This window comes from Pseudomonas sp. LG1E9, from assembly GCF_003290225.1.
Classification (GTDB): Bacteria; Pseudomonadota; Gammaproteobacteria; order Pseudomonadales; family Pseudomonadaceae; genus Aquipseudomonas; species Aquipseudomonas cyclaminis.
In genome coordinates, this window is record NZ_CP029983.1 from 4,896,975 (window position 1) to 4,915,645 (window position 18,671).

Annotated in this window: 18 protein-coding genes, 1 tRNA gene and 2 pseudogenes; 10 read left to right on the top strand and 11 right to left on the bottom strand. The window is 57.8% G+C overall.

Annotated elements, in window-relative coordinates; translation table 11 throughout:
- Positions 1–24: 24 nt before the first annotated feature.
- From DNK50_RS22420 to DNK50_RS22440, 5 genes are all read left to right on the top strand, one after another.
- Positions 25–1,065, top strand: a complete 1,041-nt coding sequence (locus tag DNK50_RS22420) for an alpha/beta fold hydrolase (RefSeq protein ID WP_112196297.1) — start codon at positions 25–27, stop codon at positions 1,063–1,065.
- A gap of 85 nt (positions 1,066–1,150) precedes the next feature.
- Positions 1,151–1,396 carry a helix-turn-helix transcriptional regulator gene (locus DNK50_RS22425; RefSeq protein WP_099586302.1) on the top strand — a complete coding sequence of 82 codons (246 nt, stop codon included), beginning with the start codon at positions 1,151–1,153 and terminating at the stop codon, positions 1,394–1,396.
- A gap of 231 nt (positions 1,397–1,627) precedes the next feature.
- Entirely contained in the window at positions 1,628–1,876 is a 249-nt protein-coding gene (locus DNK50_RS29310; protein WP_256592865.1) for a hypothetical protein, read from the top strand.
- A 166-nt stretch (positions 1,877–2,042) separates the two neighbouring features.
- Positions 2,043–3,269, top strand: coding sequence for an MFS transporter (locus DNK50_RS22435; RefSeq protein ID WP_112196298.1), 1,227 nt, complete (start codon positions 2,043–2,045; stop codon positions 3,267–3,269).
- A gap of 60 nt (positions 3,270–3,329) precedes the next feature.
- Positions 3,330–3,491 (top strand): DUF2986 domain-containing protein, encoded by a 162-nt coding sequence (locus DNK50_RS22440; RefSeq protein ID WP_099586304.1) that lies wholly within the window; start codon positions 3,330–3,332, stop codon positions 3,489–3,491.
- Position 3,492: 1 nt separating this feature from the next.
- Here the strand turns inward: DNK50_RS22440 and DNK50_RS22445 are convergent, their stop codons facing one another.
- The 4 genes and pseudogenes from DNK50_RS22445 to DNK50_RS22465 all read right to left on the bottom strand — a co-directional run bounded on the left by DNK50_RS22445 (position 3,493) and on the right by DNK50_RS22465 (position 7,402).
- Complete coding sequence (locus DNK50_RS22445; RefSeq protein ID WP_112196299.1) at positions 3,493–4,704, bottom strand: YeeE/YedE family protein; 1,212 nt, start codon at positions 4,702–4,704, stop codon at positions 3,493–3,495.
- A 94-nt stretch (positions 4,705–4,798) separates the two neighbouring features.
- Positions 4,799–5,596 (bottom strand): DNA/RNA non-specific endonuclease, encoded by a 798-nt coding sequence (locus DNK50_RS22450; RefSeq protein WP_099586306.1) that lies wholly within the window; start codon positions 5,594–5,596, stop codon positions 4,799–4,801.
- 56 nt (positions 5,597–5,652) lie between these two features.
- Positions 5,653–6,108: pseudogene (locus DNK50_RS22455) on the bottom strand (TetR/AcrR family transcriptional regulator); the annotation flags it as partial.
- Positions 6,109–6,184: 76 nt separating this feature from the next.
- A complete protein-coding gene (locus DNK50_RS22465; protein ID WP_112196300.1) occupies positions 6,185–7,402 on the bottom strand; it encodes an MFS transporter in 1,218 nt (405 codons plus the stop codon).
- A 122-nt stretch (positions 7,403–7,524) separates the two neighbouring features.
- On the opposite strand from DNK50_RS22465, the gene DNK50_RS22470 reads away from it, so the two are divergent.
- The 4 genes from DNK50_RS22470 (at position 7,525) to DNK50_RS22485 (ending at position 12,209) form a co-directional block, all read left to right on the top strand.
- On the top strand, positions 7,525–8,166 hold the full coding sequence (locus DNK50_RS22470) for a TetR/AcrR family transcriptional regulator (protein WP_112196301.1): 642 nt from the start codon (positions 7,525–7,527) through the stop codon (positions 8,164–8,166).
- An 88-nt stretch (positions 8,167–8,254) separates the two neighbouring features.
- Positions 8,255–8,776, top strand: coding sequence for a sigma-70 family RNA polymerase sigma factor (locus DNK50_RS22475; protein ID WP_112196302.1), 522 nt, complete (start codon positions 8,255–8,257; stop codon positions 8,774–8,776).
- On the top strand, positions 8,773–9,723 hold the full coding sequence (locus tag DNK50_RS22480) for a FecR family protein (protein ID WP_112196303.1): 951 nt from the start codon (positions 8,773–8,775) through the stop codon (positions 9,721–9,723). Before DNK50_RS22475 ends, DNK50_RS22480 begins: the two co-directional genes overlap by 4 nt.
- Positions 9,724–9,797: 74 nt before the next feature.
- Complete coding sequence (locus DNK50_RS22485) at positions 9,798–12,209, top strand: TonB-dependent siderophore receptor (RefSeq protein ID WP_112196304.1); 2,412 nt, start codon at positions 9,798–9,800, stop codon at positions 12,207–12,209.
- 81 nt (positions 12,210–12,290) lie between these two features.
- Here DNK50_RS22485 and DNK50_RS22490 read toward each other — a convergent pair whose 3' ends face one another.
- The 7 genes from DNK50_RS22490 to DNK50_RS22520 all read right to left on the bottom strand — a co-directional run bounded on the left by DNK50_RS22490 (position 12,291) and on the right by DNK50_RS22520 (position 16,929).
- A complete protein-coding gene (locus DNK50_RS22490; RefSeq protein ID WP_112196305.1) occupies positions 12,291–12,749 on the bottom strand; it encodes an Hsp20 family protein in 459 nt (152 codons plus the stop codon).
- Between the two features lie 754 nt (positions 12,750–13,503).
- The gene (gene imm2, locus DNK50_RS22500; RefSeq protein WP_177411555.1) at positions 13,504–13,764 is read right to left on the bottom strand and encodes an Imm2 family immunity protein; all 261 of its coding nucleotides are present in this window, start codon (positions 13,762–13,764) and stop codon (positions 13,504–13,506) included.
- A gap of 170 nt (positions 13,765–13,934) precedes the next feature.
- Complete coding sequence (locus DNK50_RS28875) at positions 13,935–14,372, bottom strand: hypothetical protein (RefSeq protein WP_162633397.1); 438 nt, start codon at positions 14,370–14,372, stop codon at positions 13,935–13,937.
- A 3-nt stretch (positions 14,373–14,375) separates the two neighbouring features.
- Positions 14,376–15,857, bottom strand: coding sequence for a hypothetical protein (locus DNK50_RS22505; RefSeq protein ID WP_162633398.1), 1,482 nt, complete (start codon positions 15,855–15,857; stop codon positions 14,376–14,378).
- Positions 15,858–15,939: 82 nt separating this feature from the next.
- Positions 15,940–16,015 (bottom strand) — tRNA-Asn (locus DNK50_RS22510).
- A 157-nt stretch (positions 16,016–16,172) separates the two neighbouring features.
- On the bottom strand, positions 16,173–16,580 hold the full coding sequence (locus DNK50_RS22515; RefSeq protein WP_112196307.1) for a HEAT repeat domain-containing protein: 408 nt from the start codon (positions 16,578–16,580) through the stop codon (positions 16,173–16,175).
- Between the two features lie 154 nt (positions 16,581–16,734).
- Positions 16,735–16,929: a hypothetical protein gene (locus tag DNK50_RS22520; protein WP_256595352.1), complete on the bottom strand. Its 195-nt coding sequence runs from the start codon at positions 16,927–16,929 to the stop codon at positions 16,735–16,737.
- Between the two features lie 350 nt (positions 16,930–17,279).
- Here DNK50_RS22520 and DNK50_RS22525 point away from each other — a divergent pair.
- Positions 17,280–18,663, top strand: a pseudogene (locus DNK50_RS22525) (IS4 family transposase).
- Positions 18,664–18,671: the final 8 nt, after the last annotated feature.

Consider the following 18,671-nt stretch of genomic DNA (forward strand, 5'->3'; position numbering starts at 1 on the left):
ACCCCATCAAGGAAGATAAAAACAATGAGAACGGCTTTCTGCGCCCTGTTCCTGCTGTGCCTGACCGCTCCTGCCTTCGCTGACGAAAGTCCCATCGGCTTCAAAACCAGCGTGCTTCCCGCCCCCCACAACCAACGTCCACTTGAGTTGGCCGTCTGGTACCCCGCCACTACCACCGCTCAACCGCAGCTGATTGCCGACAATGCGGTCTTTATCGGCGCCCTCGCCGTGCCCGATGCGCCACCGGCCAGCGGTGAACATCCCCTGGTCGTGCTCTCCCACGGCTACGGCGGCAACTGGGGTAAACAGGTGTGGCTGGCCAGTGCGTTGGCCCATCAGGGTTATATCGTCGCGGCGGTCAATCACCCCGGCACCACCACCAAGGATCGCAGCCCGCAAGCCGCCGCGCAGTTATGGCAACGCCCGGCGGACCTGAGCCGGGCTATCGATGCGGTGTTGGATCAGCCAACCCGATTTGGCGCGGTAGCGAGCAAACAGATCGCCGCCGTGGGCCATTCCCTCGGCGGCTGGACCGTGCTGGCAATCGCCGGGGCGCGCTTCGATCCTGATCTCTTCGCGAGGGAGTGCAGCACCTACCCCAAGCTGGGCGGTTGCATCGGTTACCACGAGATGAACCCCGCCGCCACGCCAGCGGGCAAGGCCAGGCTGGCTGCTGATTTGAGGGACAAACGTGTCACCGCCATTGTGTCGCTGGACCTGGGCCTGTCGCGCGGCTTCACCGACGCCAGCCTCGCCGCCTTGCCAGTGCCGGCGCTGGTAATTGCGGGGGGTGTGCCAACGGAGGATATGGCGCCTGAATTGGAGTCCGCCGATATGGTCCGGCGCATGGCAAAAGCTTCGACGCAGTATGTGGAGATTGCCGACGCTACCCACTTCAGCTTCATGTCGATCTGCAAGCCGGGGGCGATTGCCTTGATTGAAGAGAGCTCGCCGGGGGATGGCATGATTTGCCGGGATGGCGAAGGGGCTCGGGCGCGAGGGGTAATTCAGCAGCAGATTGTGGGGCTGATTACTGGATTTTTGGGGCGACCAGACAACAATTAAAAGAAAGTGCTACCCAAGCAAAAATGCATCGAATACGATGCATTTAATTAGTTAAATCAAAAATGCACCGTATAGGATGCAAAAAATGAATGACTTGGGGACCCTTATTAAAAATCTGCGCAAGGCAGCCGGTCTTTCACAAAGCCAACTCGCGCAACGGCACGGAATGAGCCGTGCAACTATTTCAGGCATCGAGAACAACACCATACCTGAAGTAGGGATTCGCAAGGTCGCAGCAATCCTTGAGGGTTTGGGGTATGAATTGACCGCGACACCCAAGCGCCGACGTAAGACGCTCGATGAACTGAAATCAGGAAATATCCATGACTAGGCAAAATGACAGGCTGTATATCGGTGCTGGAGGAGTGGATGCGGGAACGCTGGGGATTGTCGGCCCACACCAGCTTGGTCGCATCAGCGTCTCCCACGACAGCGATGGCAAATCACTGCCTGAGATCAAACTCTCTGAGCTGTTGGTCTATGACGGGGCGAAAGATCTATTCGCCGATCTGATGAAAACTTATGCAGCCTACTCAGGTGTCTCTACCAGGAGCAGGACATCATGGGCCTCTTGCTTGGCGGTTCAAAGGCTTGGCCCAAACGTAAGATGCTGGTCAAGTTCGGTCGCAGCTCATGCAATTTGACGGAGTCTCGTTGCAACGAATTGCTTGCACGAGTGCACGGTGGAATGAGCCGCGCCATGGGGGAACTTTCTGATTATCGAATCGCCCATCACGAGTTTGACGCCGTGGGGGAAAAAATGATCTGCGCATGGGAGAAGGGGCTGGCGAGGAGTATTGAGCCGGAGTGATTGTGTTTGCTTGATAAAAGTTCCAGCGCAGTGCCGTCACATCGATAGCACTGATGATTACTATCGAACCACTCGCCTATAGGCTCACCAACCCCCGTTCCTATAATCGCCTCCCACGTCTTCCTGCGCCTGTCTTAAGGCCACATCCCCTCTTGGAACTCCTCACATGCCAAGCGCGAGCCAGGCCCCTAGCGGCCTTCCCGAACATAATCAACAAAGCGTCAAACAGCAGTGGCTGGCGATTCTTTCGGTTGCCGTGGGTGCCTTTGCCCTGGTGACCAGTGAATTCCTGCCGGTGGGCGTGCTCAACGACGTCGCCGCCGACCTCGGTATCAGCGCCGGCCACGCCGGTTTGATGGTGACGCTGCCCGGCATCATGGCGGCCCTCGCGGCGCCGTTTCTGTCAGTGAGCATTGGCACCATGGATCGGCGGTATCTGCTGATCGGCCTGACGTTGATCATGATCATCGCCAACACGGTCGTGGCCTTCGCCAGCGACTTCAACCTGCTGCTGTTCGGCCGTGTGCTGCTGGGTATCAGCATCGGCGGTTTCTGGGCGACGGCGATTGCCCTCAGTGGCCGCCTGGCGCCCAAGGGTGTGGGCGTGGCGAAGGCCACTTCGATCATCATGATGGGTGTGACCCTGGCCACGGTACTCGGCGTGCCCGTCGGCACCTGGCTCAGTGGTTTGATGGGCTGGCGCATGACGTTCCTGGTGACGGCGCTGGTGGGCATTCCGGTGCTGTTGGCGCAGATGTTCCTGTTGCCGAAGCTCACGCCGGAGAAGGCCATTCGCGTCAGTGATCTGCCTGCGTTGTTTATCAACCCACAAGCGCGGGTCGGGTTGATCGCGGTGTTGCTGATCGGTTTGGCGCACTTTGCGGCCTACACCTATGTCGCACCGTTCTTCAAGCACAGCTCCGGTTTTGATGGGCCGACCATTGGTTCGCTGTTGCTGTTGTATGGCGTCGCAGGGGTGATGGGTAATATTTTCGCCGGGTTCGCCGCTAACCGCAGCGTGCGTAACACCTTGCTGCTGGTGGCGCTGATGATCGGGACCAGCACCGCGCTGTTCCCGTATTTCGCCACTGGCATGACCGGCGCCGCGATGCTGATCGCGCTGTGGGGCTTTGCCTTTGGCGCGTTCCCGGCCTGCGCGAGTATCTGGATGTTCGTGGTGGCGCCCAAGGATGTCGAGCGCGGCATGCCACTGTTCGTGGCGTTGTTCCAGGTGATTATTGCCCTGGGCTCGTTCTTTGGCGGGCAGATCGTCGACCAGATGGGCAGCGCGGTGCTGCTGAGCCTGGCCACGGCGCTGGTGGGTTGCGGGTTTGTGACGGTGCTGGTGTTGGGTCGCAGCGTCAGCAACAGCTTGGCGGCGCAGCCTTGCTAGCCATTGGCTGCGGTTTTTAAGCTGGTATCATCCGGGCACGTTTAACCCAGGTAGACACCCATGAATCGCCAGAAAAAACTGCAGCAGTTGTTCAAGGCCAAGGCCAAAAAGGCCAGCGCCAAATTGGCGCCCAAATCCAAGGACAAATACATCAGCAAGGCGGAGCGGGAAAAGCTGGCGGCTGAAGCCGATCAGGCGCCAGGCGTTTCCCCGCAGGACTGACTCAGCAGCCGCTCAGCGCCACCGGCCGGCGCTCGCCCGCAAAGAAAAACGGCCGCAGGCGCACGCCCACGCTGTTGCCGATAAACGCCGCCACCAACCACACCCAGCCATGCAGGCTGCCCGAGGCGATGCCGCTGAAGTACGCGCCGATGTTGCAGCCGTACGCCAGTCGCGAACCATAACCGAGCAGCAGGCCGCCGATCACCGCAGCGATCAGCGAGCGGGCCGGGATCTTCAGGCTGGGGGCGAAACGCCCGGCCAAGCCGGCGGCCAATAGCGCGCCGAGGACGATGCCGATGTCCATGACGCTGGTGATGTCTTGCCACACCGGCGCCGCCAGGGCCTTGGCATTACCCGGCATCTGCCAGAACGCCCAGGCGCTTACGTCCACACCCAGACCACTCGCCACCTTGGCGCCCCACAGGGCGAAGGCCGAGGTGATGCCCCACGGCCGACCGGCCAGTGCCAGGGTGGCGTAGTTGAGCAGCGCCAGACCAATCGCGCCCCACACCAAGGGCCACGGGCCGCGCAGGAAACGGCGCAGGCCTTGGTGTTCACTCTTCACGCCTTCTTCAAGCTGGCCATGACGGCGCTTTTCCAGGCGTACGGTGACGGTCGCGATGAGAGCGAACATCGCCAGGCTGGCGAGCAAGGCCGGCACTACGCCAAAGCTCTTGACGATGGACACCGCCGGGAACGCCGGCAGGGCGAACCACCAATCCACATGGTGCGTGGCGATCAACGAGCCGCAGATAAAGAACAACAGCGTCACCAGCATGCGCGCATTGCCGCCGCCCACGGTAAACAGCGTGCCCGAAGCACAGCCACCGCCCAACTGCATGCCGATGCCGAAAATAAACGCACCGAACACCACCGACACCCCGGCCGGCGCCACCAGCCCAACCACCGGTTGCCCAAACAAAGTGCCCGCTCCCAATGCCGGGAAGAACAGCAGCACCGCCAGCGCGAGCATCACCATCTGCGCGCGCAAGCCGGCGCCACGGCGTTCGTTGATGAACACGCGCCAGGCGGAAGTGAACCCGAAGGCCGCGTGATAAAGCGTCAGGCCCAATGCGGCGCCAACCACCAGCAACACTACCTGGCGCGAGCCGACGCTGTTTTGCAGGAACAAGGCGCCGAGCACCAGGATGATAAAGGCCACCAGCGGCGCGACGGGTTTGCGCGTGGGGGTTATGGAAAGAGAGGTGCTCATCGGGATCTCAGTTCATTTGAAGAGGATGGAATACGAGGCCGCAGAGTATAGACCCAGAACCCAGTGGTGAGCGGGCTGGCCCGTTCACTACAAATCAGCCGCGCCCCACCGACCCCGACACCGGAAGATTGCCCAGCAATTTAAGCCCGGTCGCCTTCACAAAGGTGTCGTAATCCATCGGCCGCTGAATCCGCGTTTCAGCATTGGGCAACACATACGCCCAGGCCCGCTGGGACGAGGCGTCGTACACCAACTTGAACAGACGCGTCGGCACCCACACTTGGTTGTCGCCCATGGTGCTGTAGCCCGAATCAAACAACGGCCCGGTAAACACAAACACATCGCCACCGGCGCGCACGGCGAATTTGCGCACGTCGGCCTCGACCTTGCTCCAGATCTTGCGGTTGTTGGTGGGGTCCTGGGGCACCATGTTCGACAGCGCGAACGACTGGGCCATGGCCTTGGCGTCCGGTGCATCGGCGGCCGGAGATTGGTGGCCACGGTCCATGGCCGGTTGCTGGCCACGGTAGTCACTCAACTCGGCGCGCGCGCCCTTGGGGATGCGCGGGTCGGCGTAGAAGTGGTTGGTGCGCTCTTCGCCTTTGGCGTCCTTGAGCTGGCGGGCGTTGAGGCGTTCGACCACCACCAGCGGCGTCTTGCTGGTTTGCGAATAGAGCACCGCAAAATGGTCGGAGCACAGCGCCAGGGGTTTCATGCTGGCGGGAATGGTGGCGGTTTTGATTGGTGTCGCGGCGGGGAAAATATCGGCGCAACTGTCGAACGAAAGGCGCTGTTCCTGGCTGGAATAGAGGTCCATCGCACCACGGGCCTGCGCCCCGGTGGACAGCAGCAAAAGGGTCGAGAGCGCGGCTGCAATATTGCGTAAGTGCATGTTTTTAAATCTTTTCGTGAGGATCAAGCGGGACCTATGGACCCTCACATTGCACTTTAGTGCCGACCCTGAAGAATCGAATTCCACGCGGCTTCGGCCAGCGGCTCTCGATACGCCTGAGGGCTCTTTTTAACCTTGCCCGAAAGCCAGGCCCGCGAGTAGTTTTCTGCCGCGCCGATGATCAACGAGGGGATCAATTCGGCAGGCAAGTGGCCGAAATACTCCTGGCGTCCCTCGACGCTCATCCAGTCCTTCATTTGCTTGTTTCGCTGCTTGTTGCGCGACACCAGTTCGTCCTTGAACGGGCCGTTGGACACCGCAAAGCGGCTCTGAAAGACAAAGCGCGCCCAGTCCGGCTGTGCGTCTACCCACTCCACGTAGCTGTACACCAACGCAACGATGCCCTCGCGTGCGGTGTTCGCCTCTTGCAGGTAGCGATCACGCAGGGCGGCCTGGTCTTCAAGCGCGGCAAAAAACAGAGCGGCCACCAGCCCTTCCTTATTGTGCCGGTGGACATCTTCGATGAAAGCGACGTCAACGTGTTTACCGCGCGTATCACCATGAACGTGAAGCTGGCTTAAGCCCGGCTCAATGTCCCACTGCTGCGGGCCCATCGGCGGACCGCTTACCCGGTTTGAACCCATGGACCCGCGCCGTCCACGCGATGCACAGCGCCACGGCCACCAACCCCAGCATCGCCCACGGAAACGACCCCACTCCCCACGTGTCCAGCAGCACCCCGCCCACTACGCCGCTGCCGGCAATCGCGCTGTTCCACGCCACCACATTCAACGACAACGCCACATCCGCGCCCTCGCCCGCCGCATCCGCCAGGGCGGTTTGCAGCAAGGTCGCGGCGCCGCCGAAGCTCAGGCCCCACACCGCCACGCCGCAGTAGATCACCTCAGCCATTGAGCTCAGGCAGCCAAACACCACACAGACCAGCGCAAAGGCCGCCAGGCTCACCAGCACGGTCTTGCGCAACAACGGCTCGACCAGCCTGGCCGTGATCCAGATCCCCGCCAACGCGGCACTACCGAACACCAGCAGGACCAGGTCGACGCGCTCCGCCAACCCCGCCGACGCCACGAAGGGGGCGATGTAGGTGTACAGAATGTTGTGCGCCAGCATCCAACTGATCACCACCGCCAGCACCGGGCGCACGCCTGGCGTGGTCAGCACTTGGCCCAGCGACAGTCGCTGGTGTGCGGGTTGCGGCGCATAGTCCGGCACTTTCACCAACACCCAGACGATCAACACTACGGTGAGCCCAGACATCAGGCCGAAGGCGGTACGCCATCCCACCAGCCCGCCAAGCCAGGTACCCAGCGGTACACCCAGCGACAGCGCAATCGGCGTGCCGACCATGGCCAGTGCCAGCGCCCTGCCCTGTTGATGAGGCGCGACCATGCGCCGGGCGTAACCGGCGAGCAGGCTCCAGGCCAACCCCGCCGCGACTCCGGCGAAGAAACGCGCCACCAGTGTCACGCCGTAGTGAGATGACAACGCGGTGATCGAGTTGAACAGCAGGAAACCGACGATGGTCAGCAGCAACACATTGCGCCGCCGCCAGCCACGGGTAGCGATGGTCATGGGAATCACCGCCAGCACCGAACCCAATGCATAGGCCGTGACCATCTGCCCGGCCATGGACGGCGAAATCGCCAGCCCTTCGCTGATCAACGGCAACAGGCCGGCGGGCAGGGTTTCGGTAACGATGCAGATGAAGCCGGTCATGGCCAGGGCGAGCAAGGCGCCAATGGGCAGGCGTTCGGACGAGGCCGGTAGAGTGAGTGAAGGCGTCACGGGAAGCTCCTTGGAAACAGATTTAAATACTGATCGATACAAATGTTGCAGGTGACCGGCGCACATTGTCAACGACTTATGTATCGACTAGTATTTATCTCGCTTTCCACCGGAGTCTTCATATGGCACAAATGGGCCGCCCGCGTAATTTCGACCGTGCACAGGCTGTGGAACAGGCATTGCACCTGTTCTGGCAGCACGGCTACGACGCCACCTCTCTCGCTCAGCTCAAGGCGGGCCTGGGCGGCGGCATCTCCGCGCCGAGCTTTTACGCCGCGTTCGGCTCCAAGGAAGCCTTGTTCGACGAATGCGTGCAGCGCTACCTGACAACCTACGCCCAAGTCACCGAATGCTTGTGGGATGAAACCCTGCAACCGCGTCGGGCGATCGAGACCGCGTTGCGCCAGTCGGCGCGCATGCAGTGTGAAGACGGTCATCCCAAAGGCTGCATGGTGGCGCTGGGCGTGATGAGCGCGCCAAGCCCGGAGAACGCACGGGTGGCAGATGGCTTGACCCAATCGCGGTTGCGCACACGGGCCGGGATCGTGGCGTGTGTAGAGCGGGCGGTGCGCCTGGGGCAATTGCCGGCGCATACCCAACCGGTGGTGATGGCGACGGTGTTTGACAGTTTCCTGCAGGGGGTGTCGATCCTGGCACGCGATGGGATGGCGCATTCAGCCATCGATGCAGCGATCAGCCAGATCATGCTGACATGGGATGTCGCCACGTCTGTCACGTCCCCGTTATCCAAACCGAAGGCTTAAATACACAATCACTGCTGGCCACGCTTGCTTTCGCTGATGGCACACCGCTAATCTTGCGAATAATTCTTATCCGCAGACGTAGCCTCCCATGTCGGCCAGCGACCTTCCCTTGAATCAGGCTGTCCATGTGCTCTACACCGAGCACCATGGCTGGTTGTTCGGCTGGCTGCGAAAAAAACTCGGTTGCCCACAGAACGCTGCGGACCTTTCCCACGACACCTTCGTACGCATCCTTACGTCCCGGGACGCCCTCGGCGCCCTGCGTGAACCGCGCGCGTTCCTCACGACCACCGCGCGCCACCTGATCATCGACCGGGCGCGCCGCCGTCAGCTGGAAGACGCCTACCTGCGCGAACTGGCGCTGACCATCGACATGATGGAGCACTGCCAGCAGTCGCCGGAACAGATCCTGGTCACTCTCGAAGCGCTGGAGCAGATCGCCTTTGTGCTCGACGGCCTGGCCCTGAATGCGCGACAGGCGTTCCTACTGTACTTCCTCGAAGGCCTGCGCCAGAGCGACATCGCCAGCCGCTTGGGGATTTCCGAGCGCATGGTGCGCAAGCACCTGATGAATGCCCTGCTGCACTGCAACCACGTGCTGGACGTATGAGCGCCGACCTCGACCAACAGGCCGCCAACTGGGTGATTCGCCTGAATGAAGGCAACCTCAGCGAGCGCGAGCAGCAGCAATTCGAACGCTGGAAGATCGCCGACCCACAGCACGCGGCGGCCTTTGAGCGCTTGCAGGGGTTTGTCGGGCGCTTGCAAGCCTTGCGCCCGCAACAGGCACCGGTGCAAGCCGCACTGGAAGCGGCCCGGGTACGCCGGCGCAACCCGGCCGGCCGCGTCCTGCTGGGCTTGCTGATGGCGTTGCCGGTGGCCCTGGCATTGCGGGCTTATCCGCCCAGTTACCTGCTGGCCGACCAACGCACCGCCCCGGCGCACTGGCAGCGAATCAATCTGGAAGACGGTTCGCAACTGACCCTCAGCGGCAACAGCGCCGTGGACCTGACTTTCAACGGCCAGCAACGCCAGGTGCGCTTGCTGCGCGGCGAAATACTGGTGCAGGTGGCCCACGATGCCACGCGGCCGTTTACCGTGGTGACTGACGACGGCCAGATGCGCGCCCTCGGCACGCGTTTCACGGTCAGGCGCGAAACGCCGGGCACGCTGCTGACCATGCTCGAATCGACCGTCGCCGCCACCGATGCCGGTCAACACACGGCTGTGAACGTCAGTGCCGGCGAACAGGCGCGCATTACGCCGGACGCGGTGACGCTGCTGGGCAAGGTCGATCCCCGCGCCACGAACGACGCCTGGCAACACCACCAGTTGGTAGTACAGGACCGGCCGTTGCCGGAAGTATTGGATGAGTTGGCACGCCAGTACGGCGGCCATGTGCAGTTCAATCGCGAGCAATTGGCCGACCTGCGTGTGTCTGCCGTGTTGCCGCTGGATAACCCGCGTCGCGCCCTGCAATTGATTGCCGATGGTCTGCCGGTGCGCCTTCGCTCGTTCAGTCCGCTGTGGTTGCAGATCGAGCGTCACGAAAAATAGTTTCGCGTGCCGGGTTCCGCTTTTCAGCACTGCCCCGTCAAGGAAGAAAGCACCTCAATAACAGGAATTCTTCCATGCCGCGCCACCTCAAGCGTTCTCCCTTGCCTCTCGCCCTGGCGATCAACCTGGCCAGCCTTAGCGCACTGAGCCTGGGCCTGTGCAGCCCGGTGGCCGCACAAGAGGCGGCGCGGTATGCCATCGCCGCTGGCCCGCTGGGCCCGGCACTGAACCTGTTCGCCCAGCAGGCGCATGTGGCGTTGCTGTTCGACAGCACGACCGTCGCCGGTTTGAACACCGCGGGTTTGCAAGGCGATTTCCCGATCAACCAGGGCTTTGCCCAGTTGCTGCGTGGCAGTGGCTTGCAAGCGGTGCAAGGCGCCAACGGGTATGTGTTGGTACCGGTCAACACCGGCGGCGCCCTGGAATTGGGGCCGACCTCGATCACCGGTTTGAGCGAAGAAAGCAGCACCGAGCACGTCAAGGGCTACGTGGCCACGCGCAACCTCAGCGCGACCAAGACCGACACACCGATCATCGAAACCCCGCAATCGTTGTCGGTGGTCACCAGCGACGAGATCCGCGACCGGCAATCGGAAACCCTGTCGCAAACCCTCGACCTGACGCCGGGTTTCACCAGCCAACCCACCAGTTTCAACCGCACCTCGGACCGCTTTCGCATTCGCGGTTTCGATGTGGAATCCGCCACCGGTGGTTCCCTGCGCGATGGCCTGCGCCTGCAAAACAACTCCTACGATGGCGTGCAGGAACCCTATGGCCTGGAACGCGCCGAAGTGATTCGCGGCGCGGCGTCGGTGCTGTACGGGCAACTGTCGCCGGGCGGCCTGATCAATACCGTGAGCAAACGCCCGAGCCAGACGCCTTACCATGAGGTCAACCTGCAAGCCGGGCAGAACAACCGCAAGCAACTGTCCGCCGACTTCACCGGCCCCCTGGGCGACAGCGACACCTTGAGCTACCGCCTGACCCTGCTCGACCGCAAAAGCGACACCGCCGCCGACCATATCCAGAACGATAAGGTCTATGTCGCCCCGGCCCTGACCTGGCGACCGAATGACGACACCTCGCTGACCTTGCTGTCGTTCTACCAGAAGACCGAAACCGGCTTCTCCGCGCCCCTGCCCTATCAATTGACCAAAGGTGTGGGCAGCGGCAATTTCCAGATCGGCCGCCACGACTTTATCGGCGAACCGGACTACGACGAGATGAACGGCGAGATGTCGGCGCTGGGCTACGAGTTCGAGCATCGCTTCGATGAACACACGCGCATCAGCCATAAGCTGCGGTACTACCAATCGGATGTGACCTGGCGCTACCTGCAGGTCAACACCTCCGGCACCAACATCGCCACTGCGCAGACCTCCGGCCTGCTGCGTCGCCAGTACAGCGACCGCGAAGAACGCTCACGGGGCCTGGCCAGCGACACCCACATCGAAAGCAAATGGCAGTTCCGCGACTGGCAGCACACCTTCCTGCTGGGCTTTGATGGGTATGACACCAGCTACGACTCCCATAACTTCCGGGGCACTGCGCAGCCGCTGAACCTGGCGACCTACCAGTACGGCCAGCCGGTGGTGGTGAATAAAAACCCTGCGACCGACCGTGGCTCGCAAATCGACACGCTGCAAAAAGGCATCTACTTGCAGGACCAGATCAAGTTCGACGAGCGTTGGATCCTGCTACTCGGTGGCCGTCATGACTGGGCGGACCAGCACACCGAACTGTTCCGCAATGGCGACGACAGTGGCAAAAGCAATGAAGCCACCACCTGGCGCGCGGGCCTGGTGTACAAGGCCGACAATGGCCTGGCGCCCTACATCAGCTACAGCGAATCGTTCTTCCCGGTAGCCGGCACCAACAAGGCGGGTGAAAGCTTTGTGCCCACCCAGGGCAAGCAGTATGAAATCGGTATCCGCTATCAGCCCGAGGGCAGCGCCACGCTGCTGAGTGCGGCGGTGTACCAGTTGGAACAGCGCAACGTGTTGAGCCAGGACCGCACCGATATCAATTTCTCGGTGCAGGTCGGCGAGGTGCGCTCCCGAGGCTTCGAATTGGAAGCCAAGAGCGAAGTCACCCCCAACCTCAGTCTGATCGCGTCCTACGCCTACATCGACGCACGCATCACCAAAAGCGATATCGCCAGCGAAGTCGGCCAACGCAGCGAAGACACGCCCTATCACCAGGCCGCCCTCTGGGCCGATTACCGCCTGGCCGCGCTGGGCGTGCCGCAACTGCGCATCGGCGGCGGCGCGCGTTACAAGGGCACCACGCAGGCATCCGGCGTGCCGTCTTCGATGCCGGCTTACACGCTGTACGACGCCCGCGCCAGTTACGAGATCGACCCCAATTGGGAGGTCGCGCTTAACGCCAATAACGTCACCAATAAGCGCTACACCTACTGCGAGTTTGCGATTTGCCGCTATGGCGATGAGCGGCAGCTGGTCAGTTCGGTGACCTACCGCTGGTAACCGGGCGGGAACAAACACCGTTAATCATCGGTGGCACAAATAATAAAGGCGCTCCGAAGAGCGCCTTTATTCATCGCGGCATTATTGCTCGCTGATGGATTTCACCTCAGCCTTGGCTGCACCGCCAATCGCAATGCGCTTGGGTTTCGCTTCCTCCGGGACCACACGCAGCAGGTCAATGCTCAGCAACCCGTTGGCGAGCTGCGCGCCCTGCACTTCAATGTGGTCGACCAGGCGGAACGACAACCGGAACGCACGCTGGGCGATGCCCTGGTGCAGGTAAGTAATGCCCTCATCGTGTTCACGCTTGCCACCGGCGACGGTCAACACGCCTTTTTCCACCTGGATCTCCAGGTCATCCTCAACCAGCCCTGCAGCTGCAATGACGATCCGGTAATGATCATCGCCGTGCTTTTCGACGTTGTGAGGTGGATAGGTGGTACCGGCCTCGCTGCGAAGCGCCGATTCAAAAAGGTCGTTGAACCGGTCAAAACCAACGGAATGACGGAACAGTGGGGCCAACGAGAGAGTAGTAGCCATTGCGAAATCTCCTGAGTTTTCTCCAAGTGATTTGATCCGCGACCCGCATTCGGCATCGCGTAAACCCTAAGTAGGATCAGGGGGGAAAATTTCAAGCGGCATCCACAAAAAAATTTTCGCGACGATGGGAGGGGTCGATTCTGAGCTAGGGCAATTCGTGAAAGGCACATAGCGAAACAGCAATTGCGGACTAGACAGATGAGCGCACGGGGCCTTGCCAAATCTCTGAATCGTAGGATTAGAGACGCGTTCATGCTGGGTCACGCTGTGCGCTTTGATCACCCTGGAAAAATCCGAGGCAAAAAAAAGCCTGCATCGCTGCAGGCTTTTCCTATCTGGCTCCACGACCTGGACTCGAACCAGGGACCCAATGATTAACAGTCATTTGCTAGCTGTTAGGCGCACCGGGGCCACGACGAAATGTGGCAAAGGGATAGAATTGCTGCATAGCGCGGATCGCAAAAATGCGTCACGCCAGGAAAGTTAGTCGGGTTGGGTTAGCCTGTCAAAGCGAGACAAGTCAATGACTTGTAGGAAAAGGAGACAATTACTGTCGGCTACACGAGGCCAGACAAAGCTTCTGCGTAGCACTCAAATCTTTTCGATCGCCTTTTAAAGATCTGGCGTGGATGGAGCCACTCAAAAATCACCCCCTTCATTGCTGACGTATGGCGATTAAAAAGAATCGAGTCCTTACATTTAGATCGCTGGCCTGCGCTATGCAGTATTATCGACATTACTGTTCGTACAGAGCCTAACAAATCTCTAATAATCGAAGATCCTCAACAAGATCTGCGGCCTCTTCCGGAGGCAGCTCTTTCAGCATAGAGGAAAGGTCAATCTGCTCGACCAGCTCTAAGGCAGCATCCATATGATATTTCTTGACACTCTCAGAAGATCGACCCGCAGAAAGAATAAGGGCTGAAACTTCAAGCATCAATTTCTCAACTGGCAGGTCGAAGGAACTTTCAAGTTCGCTATAGGCAAAGCCTACTTCGCTTTCACCGTCACCCAAGCGCTTCGATGCCTAAGCTTTAGTCTGCAGTAGCTGTAGTAGCTGCCTAAAAACCAAGCTCTAATTTCAGCGTAATTCACTCTTTCTTCCATCACAGAGTCTTCCTTGGTGGACGCAACATGACGCCCTAACATAAAAAGCGAAGGCAATATGCCTGCTTTATACCGTCCTTAGCGTTTCGGAAACACCCTTATAGCTTTTTCAACAGAACAGATCAATTCAGTTATTGTGTTCTCATCAATACTAAAATACAAAGGAAATTCTCGATCACTTGAGTAATCGTATACTGCACTTCTAGGATGGAAATTAAAATCGAGCATCACTACAAATTTCATATCACCTGAAAACTCGAACGCTAATTCACCCTCCATAAATTCAATCCTCGATGGCAGCATTTCAACCTGCAAGCTTTTAAGCCATTTCGACAAACTTACTAACTCACGAGTGCGTAAACAAGGTCCACACGCAGTCCAAGAGCCCTCGACTTCCTGCTCCGCCTTTATACAAATTATCAACCAATTAGCATCTAAGTCATCTTTCGCGTTAGGAAACTCGTATGTTTTTACTTCGCACGAAAATTTATTACCTCGGTCGGATAGACTGATCATACATTACTCCCTATTTTTTGCCGGCCTAAAGGTAATAATCTTATTAGTCACTGGATTGACTATCGCCTCAAGTCCTTTATACCCATACCCTACGGTACCATCCCCTGCGTCAAACCTAATTCCATTGTTGAATATCTGCGCAATATCATTGGGTGTTTCAAATCCGATATTTTTCGTTCTGGAATCTTTTAGCCTAGTAATAGCATGGTTCGACAAATCTATTCCTGCGTTACCGAAGATACCCATCAACTCCTGATGAGTAAGATCCTGTAGGGGTCGATTTTGTGCTAAGCGCTTTAGCTCCACTCTATCACTGTACATATTACCAGGATCGAGTCGATGCTCAGGCGTTACGTATTTCCCATCGTCCCGCTGCCCGTCCAGCGGGGTCCCACCGGTATTGGTAGCAGGGTTAACAACGCCGCCATTAGCGAAACCACCACTGCTCGGATTTGCTCCGTTAATCTCAAGAATAGGGGTGATATAGGCCAAATGCTCAGGGTCGAGTTGATGAATCGGAAAGGAGGTGCCAAGCAAAATCTCCCAAACAGCGGCGGAAATCCTGATCTGTTGGGCCGCATCCTTTCCAGCCTTCGCACCTGACTCCACCAGCGAATTCGCAGCAATACGCGCTTTTTCCTGAAATGTCGCATCTGACGCTACCAGAACAGCACCGACAGCCACGACGACTGCTTCGGCCGCCACAGGAATCGCCACTAAATTGCTTGCGCCAGTTTTAGGACCGTTCAAGGTCATTAACAAGCTCATAACGATCAGAGCTTTATTGGGATCATCGCCCGCAATTTGAGTGAGCTTATCAATCAGCGCTTGGTTTTCAGGTGCCTGTTCTTTTCCGGTGATTCCCCCTATCGCTTTAGTGATCAGCGCTGCGCGATCTTCCGCATGACGACTACCTAACTGCCTAACCAAAGCTTTGCCGAGCATCTCTTTGGAGACGTCATCAGGGTTCATCCCTACGGTAATCTCTGCACCCGCGCCCAAAAGATCCGGCAATTGGTGAATGGTTTCCTCACCCCGGTCTCCAATTTTCTTAGCGTCAGTTGTCCATTGCGCAATCGTTGCAGTGGGGTTTGTCACCGCCGTCAATGAAGAGTCAGTTATGTAAAGATCTGTGCGCTTTTCTTTATCCTTGGTGACTTCGTAAGCTTTACTTACATCACGATTGAGGCCTGCGACAGCCGAAGCCGCGTCAGCAGCATCTCGAACAATTATCTCTCCCGAGCCAACCGTCGCACGGACCGACTGTTCACGTTCCTTGTCGTACTTCCAGCCCGAAACACTCCAACCGCTATCGCCGGCCTTCCCCTTACCCACTTGGCTTGGGTCTTGTGTGGTGCTCTGACCCTCTTTGTAGGAGCCGCCAACACTCAGGTAGTAACCATGCTCATTATCTTTTCCTGCGATGTCGTTGAACCCAAGCGTCCCTGTATCCAGTTTGAGATTACCGGTGTCTGAAGCGATCATGCAGGTCACGCTGTGCGCTTTGATCACCCTTGAGAAATCCAAGGCAAAAAAAAAGCCTGCATCGCTGCAGGCTTTTCCTATCTGGCTCCACGACCTGGACTCGAACCAGGGACCCAATGATTAACAGTCATTTGCTACCGATTGGTCGCAACGGAGCCACGAAAAACGTGCTGGAGACACTGAAACGCTGTACAGCGTGAGTACATGAATACGTCACGCCACGAAAGTTAGTCGGGTTGGGTTGGCTTGTCAAAGCGTGGCAAAACAATGACCTGTAGGAAAAGGAGGCGCCCTCTGTCAGCTACCGAGCAACTTTCATGTCTCACTTAACTTCCTGACCAACGTAGCCGCCATTAGCTTCAAGGTTCTGCTATCTGCCTCAAACCCCTCATCTAGAGCGCGTATGACCTGTGCCCTGTCAAGAATGTAGCCAGCAAAAAAAACTGACTCAATTGATTCAATTGCATGAATGACAACCGACTCCTCTCCAGCTTTTAGAAGCGTTAGCAAAACACGCAACGCCCGCTCATCATTCGAGTCACCGAGAGACTCCGCGCACCGACCTCGCCAGACTTCAGACTTCGCCAGAAGAGCAGATTCAAGGTCGCTCCAGCTTGAGTTATCAAACTGAGAGATCTTGGAGGCCGCGATATCAATTCCTACATCCGACCAATAATCTTCTGACCCTATTGAATCCAGCAAAAACTCATATTCTTTAAACATATTTCACCTATCAGAATTCGCCGGATTCGTGTATCGAAAACAGTCGTAGTGACTTTAGGATAATTCGTAAGAACTTGCCCCTCGCTGCACGCAATCGCTGAGCTTACATAAGCGCCGCCCCGTGACCACACTATGCAGCAAGCTTCGCCCGTTTCTACAGTGACACTAGAAAATCTTTCCAACCTTGCAAAGCTTTTTCAAAGTCGCCCAAGCTTATAGTGACTGAAAAGTCCTCATCATAAAGCGAATAGATTTTCGCTCCACTTTTCGAAATATTAGCACCCCAAGCATCACGAGCCCATTCAGCGAAGACTTCCTCGCCACGCCTCACTGCCAATAGTTTATTCACCCCCTTCATCCAACCAAGAAATGGTTTTGTTGAAAGGCACTCCACCATCGTCGATCAATAGGCATGCGAGAAGATCTACACCATCGGCTCCCACCATATCAGTGCTGCACGAGGGAGTTGAGACACTAGCTGACTCGTCCATAAAAAAACGAATTTTCATTTTAGCCCCACACCAATAGATGAAAGGTGCATAAGCAGGACATGTCCACGGAGAGTGAGAAAGGGGTCAGATTTGAATGGCACTTACTTTACAGGTAACCCTCTGATCCTGCTGAAAAATTGAAAAAGGCTGGCCTTGGTCTACGGTGATAGTTGCGAACACACACCAATAGAACAAGGACACAGCCCGCGTGAACCGTAGACGTCAAATCGTCAATCATCAACAGCAGCGCATTCATCAGCACGCCAAAAACAGCAATGCTCCAGCATTCCTCAAGTTGCTCGCCGACCCACAGCTGCAGCGTGTCGAGCCCGTGATGCCCAGGCATCGTCAACGGTTGTTCACACCGGCCGAGACCCTGTCGATGTTTCTGGCCCAAGCCATGAATGCCGACCGTTCTTGCCAGAATGCCGTGTATGACTTCTCGATCAAACGTTGCTGCGATGGTTTGAAGCCCAACAGCGTGCACACCGGCGCTTATTGCAAAGCACGGGCACGGTTGCCGGTAGAAATGGTTTCAACGTTGTTGCGCTCAACGGAATTATCAATGAGCCACAACGCGCCACCATCATGGCGCTGGATGGGGCGCCCAGTGCGTCTAGTGGACGGCACTACGGTGACCATGCCGGACACCACGGCCAACCAAAATGCCTATCCGCAGTCTCGTGGCTAGAAAGTCGGGTTGGGTTTCCCTATCTGCCGTTTGGTGGGGATCATTTTTGCCTGGCCAGCGGTGCCGTTTTAGATCCCTCGCTGGGGCGCTTTCGAGGCAAGGGTGGCGATGAGCAGACACTGCTCAGAACGATGCTCGACACGCTTAATCGAGGCGACGTTGTGTTGAGGGACGCCTACTACGCGACGTACTTTCTGCTGTGCGAACTGCAACGTCGTGGAATCGACGGTGTGTTCGAACAATACGGTGCCAGGCGGCGCAGTACGGACTTTCAACTGGGGCAATCACTGGGCTCGGAGGATCATTTGGTGGCGTTGAAGAAGCCCAGGCAACGGCCCACCTGGATGAGCCAAACTTATTACGACGATGTACCTGAAACACTGACAGTACGTGAACTGAAAACCGGCGGGAAAATCCTGATAACTACCTTGAAGTGCCCACAACAAGCATCCAAGGCAGCGCTAAAATCACTGTACAAAGACCGCTGGCATGTTTAGCTGGACTTGCGCAATCTCAAGACAACGTTGGGGCTTGAAACACTGAGCTGCAAGACGTCTGACATGGCCGTCAAAGAGTTATGGGCGAATCTGCTGGCGCACGATTTGATTCGGATGGTAATGGCCCAATCAGCACTATTAGCAGATTGTTTGCCGCGAGAGCTGAGCTTCAAACATAGCCTTCAATTATGCCTTGCGATGTGCCAGTACGGTGCCGATCCACAAGGCGATGGGGCCCGGGATTTGCTCAAGTTGATCGCCAGGAAACGTGTGGGGAACCTGCCTGGGCGCATTGAGGCTCGTGCCATAAAGCGAAGGCCCAAGCCTTACCCGATGCTGATGCAGAAGCGTTCGGCGGCAGGGCCGAGGTCAGGAAAAATGGACACTCGAAGAAGGTTAAGTAAGTGCCATT

What these genes read in the sequence shown, in the direction of transcription:
- DNK50_RS22420 (WP_112196297.1), top strand. Translation starts at nt 25, where the DNA reads ATGAGAACGGCTTTCTGCGCCCTGTTCCTGCTGTGCCTGACCGCTCCT.
- DNK50_RS22425 (WP_099586302.1), top strand. Translation starts at nt 1,151, where the DNA reads ATGAATGACTTGGGGACCCTTATTAAAAATCTGCGCAAGGCAGCCGGT.
- DNK50_RS29310 (WP_256592865.1), top strand. Translation starts at nt 1,628, where the DNA reads ATGGGCCTCTTGCTTGGCGGTTCAAAGGCTTGGCCCAAACGTAAGATG.
- DNK50_RS22435 (WP_112196298.1), top strand. Translation starts at nt 2,043, where the DNA reads ATGCCAAGCGCGAGCCAGGCCCCTAGCGGCCTTCCCGAACATAATCAA.
- DNK50_RS22440 (WP_099586304.1), top strand. Translation starts at nt 3,330, where the DNA reads ATGAATCGCCAGAAAAAACTGCAGCAGTTGTTCAAGGCCAAGGCCAAA.
- DNK50_RS22445 (WP_112196299.1), bottom strand. Translation starts at nt 4,704, where the DNA reads ATGAGCACCTCTCTTTCCATAACCCCCACGCGCAAACCCGTCGCGCCG.
- DNK50_RS22450 (WP_099586306.1), bottom strand. Translation starts at nt 5,596, where the DNA reads ATGCACTTACGCAATATTGCAGCCGCGCTCTCGACCCTTTTGCTGCTG.
- DNK50_RS22470 (WP_112196301.1), top strand. Translation starts at nt 7,525, where the DNA reads ATGGCACAAATGGGCCGCCCGCGTAATTTCGACCGTGCACAGGCTGTG.
- DNK50_RS22475 (WP_112196302.1), top strand. Translation starts at nt 8,255, where the DNA reads ATGTCGGCCAGCGACCTTCCCTTGAATCAGGCTGTCCATGTGCTCTAC.
- DNK50_RS22480 (WP_112196303.1), top strand. Translation starts at nt 8,773, where the DNA reads ATGAGCGCCGACCTCGACCAACAGGCCGCCAACTGGGTGATTCGCCTG.
- DNK50_RS22485 (WP_112196304.1), top strand. Translation starts at nt 9,798, where the DNA reads ATGCCGCGCCACCTCAAGCGTTCTCCCTTGCCTCTCGCCCTGGCGATC.
- DNK50_RS22490 (WP_112196305.1), bottom strand. Translation starts at nt 12,749, where the DNA reads ATGGCTACTACTCTCTCGTTGGCCCCACTGTTCCGTCATTCCGTTGGT.
- DNK50_RS28875 (WP_162633397.1), bottom strand. Translation starts at nt 14,372, where the DNA reads ATGATCAGTCTATCCGACCGAGGTAATAAATTTTCGTGCGAAGTAAAA.
- DNK50_RS22505 (WP_162633398.1), bottom strand. Translation starts at nt 15,857, where the DNA reads ATGATCGCTTCAGACACCGGTAATCTCAAACTGGATACAGGGACGCTT.
- DNK50_RS22515 (WP_112196307.1), bottom strand. Translation starts at nt 16,580, where the DNA reads ATGTTTAAAGAATATGAGTTTTTGCTGGATTCAATAGGGTCAGAAGAT.